Consider the following 13,449-nt stretch of genomic DNA (forward strand, 5'->3'; position numbering starts at 1 on the left):
GTGTCCGATCTCTACATCCACCGTCTCGCCGCCCTCATCGACCAGGCTGCGAAAGCCAATGAAGAGGCCTTTGGCCAGGCTGCCAGCCGCTTTGCCGACTCGCTCGAGGGCGGCGGGCTGGTACATCTCTATGGCTCCGGCCATTCGGTGCTGCCGGTGCAGGAAGTGTTTCCGCGCTATGGCAGCTATGTCGGCTTCAACCCCCTGACCGACCCGCGCGTGATGTGGCACAATGTGCTCGGCGCCGGCGGCGTGCGCGAGCTTTTGTGGCTGGAGCGTACGGAAAAATACGCCGAAAAATTCCTCGACCACCAGCCGCTCAACAAGGGCGATTCGATCATCATCTTCGGCCATAGCGGCCGCAACTCGTCGGGCATCGACACCGCGCTATACGCCAGGAAGCGCGGCATCTTCGTCGTCGCGGTCACCAGCAAGAACAATCTGGACAAGCCGGCGACGCACTCCTCCGGCAAGCGGCTGGCGGATGCCGCCGACCTCGTCATCGACACCTGTTCGCCGATCGAGGACGCCATCGTGCCGGTCGAGGGCTGGAGCCGGCCGGTGTCGGGCTCATCGACGGTGCTTGCCATGATCCTCGCGCATGAGCTGATCGCGCGCACCGCCGAGCAGCTCGCCAAGCGCGGCATCGAACTGCCGGTCTTCGCCTCGCCGACCATTGCCGGCGTGACGCTGCACGACACCGACGTCATCTATGGCGTCTACCGCGAGCGCATGCTGGAGGCGCAGCAGAAGCACCTGCCGACCTTCCAGGCAACGATGCGCGGAGAGTGAAAAAAGGGAGGCCCGGCACATGCCGGGCCTCCGACGTCTCGTTCCGCAATTCCTATCCTCTCAACGCCGCTTCGGGCGCCCGGCAGGCGATTTGTTGCCGCGCGGGCCGCTCTGAACCGGCGTGTTGCCCTGGTTTTCCTCCGACAGCTTGCGCCAGCGGGCAAGGCGCTCAGGGTCGAGCGTACCCGCCTTCAACGCAGCCTGCACCGCGCAGCCCGGTTCGTGGACATGGGTGCAGTCGCGGAACTTGCACAGCGGTGCGAGCTCGGTGATTTCGGCAAACAGCGTGTCGATGCCGGATGCGACGTCGCTGACATGCAGCGTGCGCATGCCCGGCGTGTCGATTACCCAGCCGCCACCGGCGATGGGGTGCAGCGACCGCGCCGTGGTGGTGTGGCGACCCTTGGCATCGTGCTCGCGAATGCCCGCAGTCTGTTGCGGCGATTGCTGCGCCGCTCCGGCCAGCGTGTTGACCAGCGTCGATTTGCCGACGCCGGAGGAGCCGACCAGCGCCACCGTCTGCCCCGCGCCACACCAGGGAGCAAGCGCCGCTGCGGCATCGGCGACGCGCGGGTTCAGCGTCACTACGGGCAAACCACGCTGAAGGGCGGCAGCCTGGCTTTGGTATCTCTCGGCATCGTCAGCGGTGTCGGCCTTGGTCAGCAGGATCACCGGCGTCGTTCCGGCCTGGTTGGCCAGCGCCAGATAGCGCTCGAGCCGGGCGATGTTGAAATCGGCATTGCAGGACGTCACGATGAACAGCGTGTCGACATTGGCCGCGGCCAGCTGCGGCACCCTGCCGCCCTGTGTGCGGCGCTCCAGCACCGTCTTGCGGGTCAGGCGGCGGCGCAGCAGATGTGTATGCGGCTCGACCAGCACCCAGTCGCCGACGGCATAGTCGCCGGTGTTGGCATTGGCCGGCAGCGTCAGATCCACTGGCCCTGACAGAGACAGGCCGGCGAGGCGGTCGCGGTGCACCGAGGCGATGCGCGTCGGCACTAGGTCTGCCTCATCGGCTTCAAGCTGGTCGCCGAAGAAATCCGTCCAGCCCAGGCTTGCGAGGGAAGCCGTCACGGTTTTGACCACGGGGACGGCGTCACAGACATCGGAGAGTATCCTTTGGCAAAATGGGCGCGGACCCTCGGGGCGGTTGTTCAAGCCGTGTATGGGCGGCATGGCGGCATTTGGCAAGCCGAACCGCGCCGATGGCCAAGCCGTTTCGCGCACCGCGTGGAACGCATCGAGGCGGTGGTTCGCTGAACGTCACCAGACACGGAACCCTATCGTGGCACCTATCCGCGTCGCGTGCGTCGAGGGTCGTTCAACATTGAGGAAAAATCCTATGCGCTTACGCCTCGTTACTCTCAATGTCTGCAACACGGAAGGCGAACCGGAGCGCCTGGCGGCCATCAACCGGGAGCTGGGGCGGCTCGACCCGGATCTGGTCGCCTTTCAGGAGGTCATCCAGACAGCCGATGTGAAATTCCTCGATACGCTGCCCGATGGTTTGGATTTGCATGCAACGCATCAAGCCTCGTCGTCGACCTCGAAGTTGGCAAGGACGGCTGAGGATGGCAGGTCGGGAAGCCTGGCAGAAGGGAGGGGGATGGCCGGCGCCACAGGGGGCGGGGGGTTGGGATGGGGTTGCCTGAAGCACCGGCCAAAGCGGGACAAGTCCCACGCCCACAAGCTAGCAGAGCTTGGATCGGTTCATATGGTGTGATCGCGGAACTGGCGCAAAAGCGCTTTCACATCCCCGCGCAGGCGTCGGCAACGAGCCCGCAACCGGGGGTTTCCGGTCGGTTGGTGGGTTGCGCAAGCGTCGGTTGAAGGCGCTGCGGGAGGCTGTCGTTTTTAGTGCGGTTCGAGTGCTATGCGCTCAGCGACAGGTGCTCAAGGCAGGGCAATCGCGTGGCGCCACCACATGCGATTGTCCTGCTTACGCCACCGGCAGCGTTCGCCCCGCAATCAGATCCGCAGCCTTCTCCGCAATCATGACCACGGCCGCGTTGGTGTTGGACGACACGATGCTCGGCATGACCGAGCTGTCGCAGACACGCAGGCCTTGCAGACCGCGCACGCGCAACTCGGGATCGACGACGCTGTCGGCATCGCCGCCCATCCGGCAGGTGCCGACTGGGTGATAGGCGCTGCGGCCATGTTCTCGGGCGAAGGCTTCGAGTGCTGAGCGCCCCTGCATCGCCTTGCCGGGCAGATGCTCGCGGCTGATGTATCTGGCGAAGGCTGGCTGCGACAGGATTTCGCGGCTGATCTCGATGCCGTCGATGGCGCGTTCGAGATCATAGCGCTCGGCGAACGGGTTGGGGTCGATGATGGGCGCATCGCGCAGGTCCGCGGACTTGAGCGTGACGCTGCCGCGCGAACGCGGGCGCACATGGTAGGAGTTCAGCGTGCAGCCATTGCCGCCGGGAACCGAGCCGATGCCTTCCTCAACGCCGGCGCCGGGCAGGAAATGGAACTGGATGTCCGGCGTCTTCTCCGCGCGGTCGCCCCACCAGAAGCCGCCGGCCTCTACAATGTTGGAGGCCACCGGCCCCTTGCCGAACAGCGCATATTCAAGACCGGCGACCGCTTGCCAGCGCTTCTTCTTGTAACGGTCGATGCCGTGCGGTCCGTTGAGCTCGGCGACGACATCGACGTCCATGTGATCGTGCAGATTCTGGCCGACGTTTTTGGAATCGTGGACCACCTCGATGCCGTGATGGCCGAGATGCACGGCCGGGCCGATGCCGGACAGCATCAGCAATTTCGGCGAGCCGATGGCGCCGGCGGCGACGATGACTTCGCGCTCGGCGCGGAGCAGTTCGGTGCGGCCATTGACGATGATCTCTACACCGATGGCGCGGCCGTTCTCGACCACGATGCGGCTGACCGAGGCGTCGGTGCGTAGCGTCAGATTCTTGCGGCCGAGCGCCGGCTTCAGATAGGCGACCGCCGTGCTCGAGCGTTTCCCCCGACGCGTCGTCGTCTGGTAGAAGCCGGCGCCCGCCTGCTCACCGGCGTTGAAGTCGGCGCGGAAAGGAAGGCCCGCCTGCTGCGCCGCCTTGACGAAGATGCGGGTCAGCGGATGCGGCGCGCCGCTGGAGACGCCGAGCGGGCCGTCAATGCCATGCTGCGCATCGGCAAACGTGTCGTTGCCCTCGGAGCGGACGAAGTAGGGCAGCACGTCGGCATAGCTCCATCCGGCACAGCCATCGTCGGTCGCCCAGCCATCGTAGTCCTGCGGGCAACCACGGGTGAACACCTGGGCGTTGATCGAGGAGCCGCCGCCGAGCACACGCGCCTGCGGATAGACCATGGTGCGGCCGTCGATCTCCTTGCCGGGCGCGGTGTCATAGCCCCAGATCAGCGGCCCCGACGTCATCTTGAAGAAGCCGACCGGCAAATGGATGTAGCGGTCGGTGTCGGGCGGACCGGCCTCGAGCAGCACGACGGACACGTCCGGGTCCTCGCTCAGCCGCGCGGCCAGAATGCAGCCGGCCGAGCCGCCGCCGACGATGATGTAATCCGCCATTTCCACTCCAGGCTCTCTTTTGGGAGCAAGATCTCCGGACAAAACGGTTTCCCGTTTGTCCGAGAAAACCGGTTCCCACTTCTAGGGATCAAGCTCCTGCCAGCGGTGATCACCGCCCCTTCCTCTTGCGCGCGACGATCTCAAGTCGCTTGTGCCGCGTCAAGAGAAAGGGTATGGTTATCGTGTTGAAGGGTTGTCGTACAAGTGGAGGAGCTTGACGATCCTCACCAGGAGGTCCCGGCCGCGCTCCACGCGCAAGATGCCGGGCGGAACAGAATTCAATCGGGAGGTTTCGAGGTATGAACGACACGAAGAATTTTGCGGTCAACCGGCGCACGCTGATGATGGGCGCCACCGCCGGCGTGGCGGCACTCGCCATGCCGAGCGTGTTGCGCGCGCAGGACAAGCCGACACTGGTGACGTCGATCCGCTCGCTGTCCAACCCCTATCACGCGGTGTGGAAGACCGGCGCGGAAGCGTATGCCAAATGGGCCGGGCTGGAACACGTCACGCTGGTTTCGGAAGGCAACAGCGAGAAGGGCATTGCCGACATCAAGGCGATGCTGGCCAAGACCGGCGGCAACATGGTGCTGAATTCCGATCCCAACGACACGCCCGATGCGCGCCCGATCGTGGAAGCCTGCGGCAAGGCCGGCGCCTATGTGGTGACCCAGTGGAACAAGCCTGGGGATCTGCACCCGAAGGATTTCAACCCGAACTATGTCTCGCATATCGAGTTCGACGGCATCGACAGCGGCAAGACCATCGCCGAGATCCTGTTCAAGACCATAGGCGGCAAGGGCGGCATCGTCGCACTCGGCGGCCTGATCTCGACCACGGCGGCGATCGAACGCAAGAAGGGCCTCGATGCGGCGCTCGCCGCCAACCCAGACATCAAGCTGCTCGACTTTCAGGTCGCCAACTGGAAGTCGACCGAAGCCTTCGACCTGATGGGCAATCTGCTCACCCGCTTCGGCGACGACATCAAGGGCATCTGGGCGGCCAATGACGATATGGGCTCCGGCGCACTGGAAGCGCTGCGTGCCGAAAATCTCGCCGGCAAGGTGCCGATCGTCGGCGTCGACGGCATCAAGACGGCGGTCGATGCGGTGCGCACCGGCGAGTTCGCCTGCACGGTCACTTCGGATCCGTTCTGGCAGGGCGGCATGGGTCTGGCCATCGGCTACAACGCCAAGATCGGCAAGTTCGACCCGACCAAGGAGCCCCCGGAGCACCGTGAGTTCTACGGCAAGGCGGTGCTGATCTCGCACGACAATGTCGAGGAATATTACAAGACCAATGTCGATGCGAAGCCCGAGATCGACTGGAACGATCTGTGGGGCCGGGTCACCGGAGCAATCCGCACCTGATCCATCGGAGTGGGCTGCAACTCCCTGGCGGCCCGCTTCCTCCCGCAGCCGTCGCGATCCCCTTGTCGCGACGGCTGTCACCAGCAGACGGGAAGCGGTTTCTTGACAATCCATACAGAACCCCTGAAGTCCGTTTCGGACATCGAGCGGACGACGCCCATGACACCGTTCCCCGGCCGCATCGCGACATTCCTGGGCGGCAGGCGCTGGCGCAGCCTGGCGCCGCTGGCGGTGCTGATTGTACTCTGCGTACTCATCGCCATTGCCAACCCCAATTTCATCGAGCTGCGCAATCTGGTGCGGCTTGCGAATTCCGCCGCCGTGCCGCTGACGCTGGCGATGGGGCTGACCTTCATCATCCTGATGGGCAGCATCGACCTCGCAGTCGAAGGCACGCTTTCGGTGGCGGCGATGGTGCTTGTGCTGCTCGCCGCCAATGACGGCAACGGCAACGACTATGGCTGGTGGGCGGTGCTCGCTGCCATCGCCGCCGGCACCGCCATGGGCTTCGTCAGCGGTCTCGTCCAGACCATGCTGCGCATCCCGTCCTTCATGGGCACGCTCGGCATGTGGTTCATCGGCCTCGGCCTGTCGGTCTATATGCTGGGCGGCACGGCCATCAAGCTGAACGACGCCTCGATCCGCGACCTGGCCTTGCACCGTTTCCTCGGCCTTCCGGTGGCGGTCTGGGTCGCGTTCGGCGCCTTCCTGCTCGCCACCGTCATCCAGTATCACACCAAGCTCGGCCGCCACATATTGGCGATCGGCGGTGATGAGGATGTCGCCAAGCTCTCCGGCGTCAATGTCGTGCGCGTGCGCATCACCGCCTTTGCGCTGGCCGGGTTCTTCTTCGGCATTGCCGGCGTGCTGGCCGCAGCACAGCTCGGCCAGTCGCATGCCGTCATCGGCGACGGCAGGCTGTTTGCCGCGGTTACCGCAGTGGTCGTCGGCGGCACCGCTTTGACCGGCGGCGAGGGCGGCGTCGTCAACACGCTGATCGGCGTTTTGATCGTCACCGTGCTTGCCAATGGCATGATCCTGCTCGGCATATCGCCCTATATCCAGCAGACGGTGCAGGGGCTGATGATCATCGCCGCGGTGGCGCTGTCGCTCGACCGCGTCCGCCTGAAAATCGTCAAGTGAGCGCCATGCTGCAGGCGTGCAACATCATCAAGAATTTCCCCGGCGTCCAGGCGCTACGCGACGTCTCTATCGAAGTGCGGCCCAACGAGGTGGTCGGGCTGATCGGCGAGAACGGCGCCGGCAAGTCGACGCTGATGCGGGTGCTGGCCGGCGGCTACCGGCCGGATGGCGGCTCGCTCACGCTGGATGGCGAACAGCTGCGCATGCGCAACGCCCGTGATGCGGCCAGGCATGGCATCGGCATGGTGTTCCAGGAGCAGTCGCTGGTGCTGAACCTGACGGTTGCCGAAAACATCTATCTCGGCGAAGAGGACCGCTTCACCCGCTTCGGCCTCGTCAATTGGCGCGCCATGAACGCGGCGGCGCGGCGGCAACTGGCCAAGATCGGCATCGACATCGACGTCACCGCGCGCACCTCCGAACTCACCTTCGCCGCGCGCCAGATGGTCGAGCTCGCCAAGGCGCTGACCCTGGAGGAAGTGGTCGAGCGGCAGTTGCTGATCCTGCTCGACGAGCCGACCTCGGTGCTCAACGCCGCCGACATCGAGGTGCTGTTCGCGCGGGTGCGGTCGCTCAAATCCCGCGCCAGCTTCGTCTTCGTCTCGCACCGGCTCGACGAGGTGCTCAATATCTCCGACCGCGTCTACACGATGAAGGATGGCGCCGTCGTTGCCGAACATCGTGCAGCCGAAGTCACCGCGCCTGAGCTGCACGAGATCATGGTCGGGCGCGGCCTGCAGGCCGAGTATTATCGCGAGGCCCGCCAGCTGGCGCCGCGCGATACCGTGATGGTCGAGGCCAAGGGGCTTGGCGCCAACGGTTTCTATCACGGCGTCGATCTCTCGATCCGGGCGGGCGAGATCGTCGGCATAGCCGGCGTCGTCGGCTCCGGCCGCGAGGAGGTGACGCGCACCGTTGGCGGCTTCGTCCAGCATGATGCGGGCGAGATGAAAATCGCCGGCGATGTCGTGCGCTTCTCCTCGCCGGAACCGGCGGTGCGCAAGGGCATCGGCTATGTCCCGCGCGAGCGCCGGCTCGAAGGGCTGGTGATGTTCCTGTCGATCGCGGAGAACATTTCGCTGGCCGATCTCTCCAGCGTCATGCGCCATGGCGCCATCGACTATGGCAAGGAGCGCCGGCTTGCCGCCGACTGGATCAAGCGGCTGCGCATCAAGGCGCCCGGTCCCGATGCCGCCTGCCGCAAGCTCAGCGGCGGCAACCAGCAGAAGGTGGTGCTGGCGCGCTGGATGACGGCGGGCTCGCGCATCCTGGTGCTCGACCATCCCACACGCGGCCTCGATGTCGGCGCCAAGGAGGAGGTCTACGAATTGGTGCGCGATCTCTCGGCGCAAGGCGTGGCGATCCTTTTGATTTCCGACACGCTGGAGGAAACGATCGGTCTGTCGCACCAGGTGCTGGTGATGCGCGACGGTGCAATCACCGCGCGCTTCGATGCCAGTCCGGGCAACAAGCCGAACCAGGTCGATCTTCTCAGGGCAATGGTGTGAACCGATGAATGAGGCGTTCTCCATCAGGCAGGTTTTCGAGGGCAAGTGGACGCAAGGCGCCATTCCGCTGATCCTGCTGGTCGGCCTGCTGCTGATCATCGAGATCGCCGCGCCCGGCTTCCTCACCGGCGAAACCGTGGCGCTTTTGTTTGCCAACACCGCCGTGCTGTTCATCCTGGCGACCGGCGTCACCTTCGCCATTCTGCTCGGCGGCATCGATTTGTCGATCCAGGCGGTGGCGTCGCTGGCCAGCGTCATCCTGGCGCAATTGCTGCCGTCGCTCGGCCTCGCCGCCTTTCCGGTGGCGATCCTGTCCGGGCTTGCCTTCGGCATCCTGAGCGGCGTCGTCCACGTCAAGCTACGCGTGCCGTCCTTCGTGGCGACGCTCGCCACCGGCGGCGTGGTCACCGGCCTGGCGCTCTGGGTCTCCAATGGCCGCGCCATCACCATCGAGGAGGCTGGTCGCGAAAACACCGCCTGGATCAACGCCACTGTCGCCGGCATTCCCGTGGTGGTGCTGATTTCGACGGTGATCGGCATCGCCGCCTTTCTGGCGCTGCGCTACACGCGCTTCGGCCGCCAGGCGATTGCGGTCGGCGCCGGCGAACCGGCGGCGTGGGCGGCGGGCATCAATGTCGACCGCACCAAGATCATCGCCTTTGCCGCGTCGGGTATGCTCGCGGCCATCGCCGGCGTCGTGCTGGGGGCCAGGCTGTCGAGCGGCTCGCCGGTGCTGGCCAACCAGCTGCTGCTGCCGGCCATCGCCGCCGTCATCGTCGGCGGCACGGCGATCACCGGCGGGCTCGGCGGCGTTGCCCGCACGGCGGTCGGCGCGCTGATCATCTCGATCGTGCGCATCGGCATGACCTTTGTCGGCGTCAACATTTTCCTGGAAAATATGGTGTTCGGCGCGGTGCTGATCGCTGCCGTCGCCATTACCATCGACCGCAGCAAGATCGCGGTCATCAAGTGATCCCGCCTCCCAGGCAAGCGCGGACAGGACGGGACCGCATCGGCGCGAGGCCGATGCGGTCCGGCCCGATCGGATCACATTGTGTCGAGGCCGATCAGCTCGATCTTGTAGCCGTCGGGGTCTTCGACGAAAGCGATGTGGGTGGTGCCGTGCTGCATCGGGCCGGGCTTGCGCGGGATCTTGGCGCCGCGCTTTTCCAGTTCGGCGCAGACGGCGTAGATGTCGTTGACGCCGAGCGCCAGATGGCCGAAGCCGGTGCCGATCTCGTAGGGTTCCTCGCGGCCCCAGTTCAGCGTCAGCTCGACGACGGCTTCCTTGTCCTCGGGGCCATAGCCGACAAAGGCGTTGGTGAACTTGCCGCCGGGGTAGTCGTCGCGGCGCAGCAGGGTCATGCCGAGCACCTCGGTGTAGAAGGCGATCGACTTGTCGAGGTCGAGCACCCTGATCATGGTGTGCATATAGCGAAAGCCCGGGGCGTCGCTCATTGGGGAAGTCCTCCGAATTCTGTGATTTGCGAGTCTGATCATCCACATCGAACGCTTGGCGGCAAGATGGCCTCGCTTGATGTTCTCAATCAGGGTTGTATGATAACACGACAACGCCGGTATTTGTCCAGCCGTTTTGCCGAGGGGCCCAGAGCCAATCCATGAATGCCGTGCCGCCACCCTCCGGATCGCAGATCGCAGCCCTGGCCGGCCTGCTGCCGAATGGCGGGCTGCTGACCGAGGAAGCGGATCTGGCGCGCTACAGCCGCGATTGGTCGGGCGATCATTTCGGCCGGCCGCTGGCCGTGGCGCGGCCCTCTTCGGTTGAGGAGATGTCGGCGCTGATGCGGTTCTGCCATGCCGAGCGCATTCCGGTGGTGCCGCAAGGCGGCCTGACCGGGCTCGTGGGCGCCGCAGTGGCGGCGGATGGCGGCGAGATCGTCATCTCGCTGGAGCGCATGAACCGTATCCGTTCGATCAGCCCGATCGACTTTGCCATGGTGGTCGAGGCTGGCTGCATCCTCGAGGATGCCAAGCGCGCCGCCGAAGCGAGCGACTGCCTGCTGCCGATCACCTTCGGCGCGCAGGGCAGCTGCCGTATCGGCGGCAATGTCGCCACCAATGCCGGCGGCTTCAACGTGCTGCGCTACGGCATGACGCGGGATCTGGTGCTTGGCCTCGAAGTGGTGCTGGCCGACGGCCGCATCTGGAACGGGCTGAAAGTGCTGCGCAAGGACAATCGCGGCTATGATCTGAAGCAGATCTTCATCGGCTCGGAGGGCACGCTCGGCATCGTCACCGCGGCGGCGCTGAAACTATTCCCCAAGCCGACGCAGATCGAAACCGCGCTGGTTGGCCTGCGCTCCGTCGAGGACGCGATGGCACTCTATGCAAGGGCGCGGCGCGATTGCAGCGATTTGCTCACCGCCTTCGAACTGATCCTGCGCGTCGGCATCGAGATCACCATGCGCGAAGGCCAGGATTTTCCCGATCCGCTCAGCCAGCCCTATCCCGTCTATGTGCTGATCGAGGTGTCGTCGGGCGGGCTGATCGACCTCTCCAATATGCTGCTGGGGTTTCTCGGCAGCGTCGAGGACATCGTCGAGGACGGCGTCATCGCTTCGACCAGGGCTCAAGGTGAGCGGTTGTGGCTCTACCGCGAGATCATGGTCGAGCGGCAGGGCAGGGGCGGGCGCTACCTGCGCACCGATGTCTCGGTGCCGATCTCCAGGCTTGCCGATTTCCTCACCGATGCGCTGGCCGCCTTGGAGAAAGCCCGGCCCGACGCGCTGGCCGTCACCTACGGCCATGTCGGCGACGGCAACATCCACCTCAACGTCGTGCCGCCGGAAGGCATGGGCACCGAGGCGATGGAACATCTGTTCGAGCAGGCGGAAGCCGAGATCTTCACCGTCGTCGATCGCTATGGCGGCTCTATCAGCGCCGAGCACGGCATCGGCCGGGTCAAGCAGAAGGCGTTCCTCGAACGCATCGATCCGGTGACGCTCGACCTCGCCGCCGGCATCAAGGACGCATTCGACCCGCGCCACATTCTCAGCAACGGCCGCATTCTGGCGTCCGCACCCGCCGTCGACTATAGGTGAGCGATGACGCTGAAACTCGACAAGGTCAATCGCGGCCCACACCTCTCCACTCTGGTGGCCAGTTCCATCTCGCGCGAGATCGCGCAAGGCCGGCTGAAGCCGGGTGACCAGCTGCCGACCGAGGCGGCGCTGGCAACCACTTTCGGGGTCAGCCGCAACGTGGTGCGCGAGGCGATCGCGCGGCTGCGCTCGGAAGGCCGCATCTGGTCGCAGCAGGGACGCGGCGCTTTCGTCGTCGAGACCACCAACCCGACGGTGCTGACCATCGACCATGAGACGCTGCAGCGCGCCGACTCGTTTCGCAATCTGTTCGAACTGCGTGGTATCCTCGAAGTGCAGGCGGCGGCCCTTGCCGCAAAACGGCGCAGCGACGCCGATCTCAAAGCCATGGGCGATGCGCTGTCCGGCATGCGCGCCGCCCCCTATGGCAGCGTCGCCTGGCTGCGCAGCGACCTCGAATTCCACCGCACCGTCGCCGAGGCGACGCGCAATTCCTACATGGGCCAATTCCTGGTCTTCGTGTCCGAGCGGGTGCGCGAAAGCATTCTCGCCGCCGGCAACCAGCAAAAGTCGGACGACATGGCCCGCATCACGCTCGGCGAACATGAGCGCATCCTGAGAGCGATCCGTGCCGGCGACGCCGAAGGGGCGCAAGCCGCGATGCGCGACCATCTGGCGGGCGCGGCGCTGCGGGTGGGCTTGCATGAGGGGGAAGCTGCGGAGATAGCGCCGGGGCCCGAGGCAGCGTCTCCGGTACGGCATTCGCGGTTGCGGAAGGCTGTGCGCGGGCAGGCTTAGGGATTGCCTTGCCTTGTCCGCGCGCTGGGCCAATCGCCCATGGCGGCGCTGACCCCCACTCCGTCTCGGCTTCGCCGAGCCACCTTGCCGGGGCGAGCCACGGGTCTCGCCCGTCCTTCGGACCCCCCATTTCATGGGGGATGAGGAAATGCCAATCTCCGAGATCGCAGCCCTTCAAAAGCTTGGGTTTCCTCGCTCCCACGAATATGGGGGTAGAGGTGGCTCGGCGAAGCCGAGACGGAGTGGGGGAGCGCCATATCAGATTTCACTCGGTCGTCGGCTCAACCAGCTCAGGGCCGGAGATAGGCCGCCACCCCACCGCGCTATTTCAGCGGCAGAAACAGCTCAAGCACCACCTCGCGCACCGGTCCGTTCGACGAAAAGTGCCGTTGGCAATAGATCGGAAAGTTGCGCGCCTCCTCGCCGCTGGCCGGAAGCCACTCCCGATAAAGGTAAAGCGCTGCCGGCTCAAGATTGTTGGTGTTGCCGGGGTAGCGCAGCACCGCGCAGCGTCCGCCGGGGATCCCGCCGGCCTTCATCTGGGCGTCCTCGATCGGCCCGCCTTCTACCGGCAGGTCGGTTCCGGCACAGATATCCATGCTGTAATCGGCCGGGTTCGCCGGCTCCCTTTCGGAACGGAAGATGTTGAAGGTCGGGCTTGTCTCGGGCGAGAGGCCGGCCGCCTTGCGCCAGGCGATGAAGCGCTGGACGGTGTCCTGGAGCGTCGCCCGGTCGCCGCGATGCTCCATGATCGCCACCGGCGTCGGCGGCACTTCGCGGATCATTACGTCGTCGGGTTCGAAGATTATCTGCATGAGCGTGGTCCTTGCTTTGTCGAGCGGCCCGAAGGCCATGAGCCACGCCCCCCAGTCGGGAGACTTCCGGAACGACGAAGGCGATTGTCCGAACCGTTGCCGAAAGGCGCGGGCGAAGGCATCCGGCGCGTCGTAGCCGGCATCCATCGCTATGTCGGTCACGCTTTGGGCGTCGCTCTCGGCAAGCCGGTACGAAGCGCGCTTCAGGCGGGCGAGCTGGACATAGCGATGCACGGACAAGCCGAAGGTTGACGTGAACTGCCGGTGGAAATGGAATTTCGAGAACGCCGCAACGCCGCTCAACGCTTCCAGGCCCAGATCGTCGTCCAGATGCTGATCGATGTGGTCCAGCACCCGCTGCATCCGGGCTTGGTAGTTTTCAAGTGGCGTCATCAGTCGTCTCGTCCTGCGTGGCGACACCAGATA

The 13,449-nt window shown here is 65.2% G+C and carries 12 protein-coding genes; 8 read left to right on the forward strand and 4 right to left on the reverse strand.

Annotated features, from left to right (window positions below; all coding sequences use genetic code 11):
• Positions 1–792 carry a sugar isomerase domain-containing protein gene (locus tag NKI35_RS01835; RefSeq protein ID WP_023700933.1) on the forward strand — a complete coding sequence of 264 codons (792 nt, stop codon included), beginning with the start codon at positions 1–3 and terminating at the stop codon, positions 790–792.
• A gap of 60 nt (positions 793–852) precedes the next feature.
• Here NKI35_RS01835 and rsgA read toward each other — a convergent pair whose 3' ends face one another.
• A complete protein-coding gene (gene rsgA / locus NKI35_RS01840; protein ID WP_352738231.1) occupies positions 853–1,866 on the reverse strand; it encodes a ribosome small subunit-dependent GTPase A in 1,014 nt (337 codons plus the stop codon).
• A gap of 268 nt (positions 1,867–2,134) precedes the next feature.
• Between rsgA and NKI35_RS01845 the strand changes: the two genes are divergently transcribed.
• On the forward strand, positions 2,135–2,515 hold the full coding sequence (locus NKI35_RS01845; protein WP_023751374.1) for an endonuclease/exonuclease/phosphatase family protein: 381 nt from the start codon (positions 2,135–2,137) through the stop codon (positions 2,513–2,515).
• A 216-nt stretch (positions 2,516–2,731) separates the two neighbouring features.
• Here the strand turns inward: NKI35_RS01845 and NKI35_RS01850 are convergent, their stop codons facing one another.
• Positions 2,732–4,327, reverse strand: coding sequence for a GMC family oxidoreductase (locus NKI35_RS01850; protein WP_352738233.1), 1,596 nt, complete (start codon positions 4,325–4,327; stop codon positions 2,732–2,734).
• Between the two features lie 299 nt (positions 4,328–4,626).
• Between NKI35_RS01850 and NKI35_RS01855 the strand changes: the two genes are divergently transcribed.
• From NKI35_RS01855 to NKI35_RS01870, 4 genes are all read left to right on the forward strand, one after another.
• Positions 4,627–5,697, forward strand: a complete 1,071-nt coding sequence (locus tag NKI35_RS01855) for a sugar ABC transporter substrate-binding protein (RefSeq protein WP_352738235.1) — start codon at positions 4,627–4,629, stop codon at positions 5,695–5,697.
• A gap of 159 nt (positions 5,698–5,856) precedes the next feature.
• Positions 5,857–6,840 (forward strand): ABC transporter permease, encoded by a 984-nt coding sequence (locus tag NKI35_RS01860; protein ID WP_023686507.1) that lies wholly within the window; start codon positions 5,857–5,859, stop codon positions 6,838–6,840.
• A 5-nt stretch (positions 6,841–6,845) separates the two neighbouring features.
• A complete protein-coding gene (locus NKI35_RS01865; protein WP_352738290.1) occupies positions 6,846–8,348 on the forward strand; it encodes a sugar ABC transporter ATP-binding protein in 1,503 nt (500 codons plus the stop codon).
• Positions 8,349–8,352: 4 nt separating this feature from the next.
• Positions 8,353–9,321, forward strand: a complete 969-nt coding sequence (locus tag NKI35_RS01870) for an ABC transporter permease (RefSeq protein ID WP_352738238.1) — start codon at positions 8,353–8,355, stop codon at positions 9,319–9,321.
• 74 nt (positions 9,322–9,395) lie between these two features.
• On the opposite strand, the gene gloA is transcribed toward NKI35_RS01870, so the two are convergent.
• Positions 9,396–9,806 carry a lactoylglutathione lyase gene (gene gloA, locus NKI35_RS01875; protein WP_019856614.1) on the reverse strand — a complete coding sequence of 137 codons (411 nt, stop codon included), beginning with the start codon at positions 9,804–9,806 and terminating at the stop codon, positions 9,396–9,398.
• Between the two features lie 161 nt (positions 9,807–9,967).
• Between gloA and NKI35_RS01880 the strand changes: the two genes are divergently transcribed.
• On the forward strand, positions 9,968–11,410 hold the full coding sequence (locus NKI35_RS01880) for an FAD-binding oxidoreductase (RefSeq protein WP_352738241.1): 1,443 nt from the start codon (positions 9,968–9,970) through the stop codon (positions 11,408–11,410).
• A 3-nt stretch (positions 11,411–11,413) separates the two neighbouring features.
• Positions 11,414–12,208 (forward strand): FadR/GntR family transcriptional regulator, encoded by a 795-nt coding sequence (locus NKI35_RS01885; RefSeq protein WP_023691897.1) that lies wholly within the window; start codon positions 11,414–11,416, stop codon positions 12,206–12,208.
• A gap of 323 nt (positions 12,209–12,531) precedes the next feature.
• On the opposite strand, the gene NKI35_RS01890 is transcribed toward NKI35_RS01885, so the two are convergent.
• On the reverse strand, positions 12,532–13,416 hold the full coding sequence (locus tag NKI35_RS01890) for an AraC family transcriptional regulator (RefSeq protein ID WP_502897114.1): 885 nt from the start codon (positions 13,414–13,416) through the stop codon (positions 12,532–12,534).
• Between the last annotated feature and the right edge of the window lie 33 nt (positions 13,417–13,449).

The organism is Mesorhizobium sp. M0676 (genome assembly GCF_040320535.1).
GTDB lineage: Bacteria > Pseudomonadota > Alphaproteobacteria > Rhizobiales > Rhizobiaceae > Mesorhizobium.

What these genes read in the sequence shown, in the direction of transcription:
- NKI35_RS01845 (WP_023751374.1), top strand. Translation starts at nt 2,135, where the DNA reads ATGCGCTTACGCCTCGTTACTCTCAATGTCTGCAACACGGAAGGCGAA.
- NKI35_RS01850 (WP_352738233.1), bottom strand. Translation starts at nt 4,327, where the DNA reads ATGGCGGATTACATCATCGTCGGCGGCGGCTCGGCCGGCTGCATTCTG.
- NKI35_RS01855 (WP_352738235.1), top strand. Translation starts at nt 4,627, where the DNA reads ATGAACGACACGAAGAATTTTGCGGTCAACCGGCGCACGCTGATGATG.
- NKI35_RS01860 (WP_023686507.1), top strand. Translation starts at nt 5,857, where the DNA reads ATGACACCGTTCCCCGGCCGCATCGCGACATTCCTGGGCGGCAGGCGC.
- NKI35_RS01865 (WP_352738290.1), top strand. Translation starts at nt 6,846, where the DNA reads ATGCTGCAGGCGTGCAACATCATCAAGAATTTCCCCGGCGTCCAGGCG.
- NKI35_RS01870 (WP_352738238.1), top strand. Translation starts at nt 8,353, where the DNA reads ATGAATGAGGCGTTCTCCATCAGGCAGGTTTTCGAGGGCAAGTGGACG.
- gloA (WP_019856614.1), bottom strand. Translation starts at nt 9,806, where the DNA reads ATGAGCGACGCCCCGGGCTTTCGCTATATGCACACCATGATCAGGGTG.
- NKI35_RS01880 (WP_352738241.1), top strand. Translation starts at nt 9,968, where the DNA reads ATGAATGCCGTGCCGCCACCCTCCGGATCGCAGATCGCAGCCCTGGCC.
- NKI35_RS01885 (WP_023691897.1), top strand. Translation starts at nt 11,414, where the DNA reads ATGACGCTGAAACTCGACAAGGTCAATCGCGGCCCACACCTCTCCACT.
- NKI35_RS01890 (WP_502897114.1), bottom strand. Translation starts at nt 13,416, where the DNA reads ATGACGCCACTTGAAAACTACCAAGCCCGGATGCAGCGGGTGCTGGAC.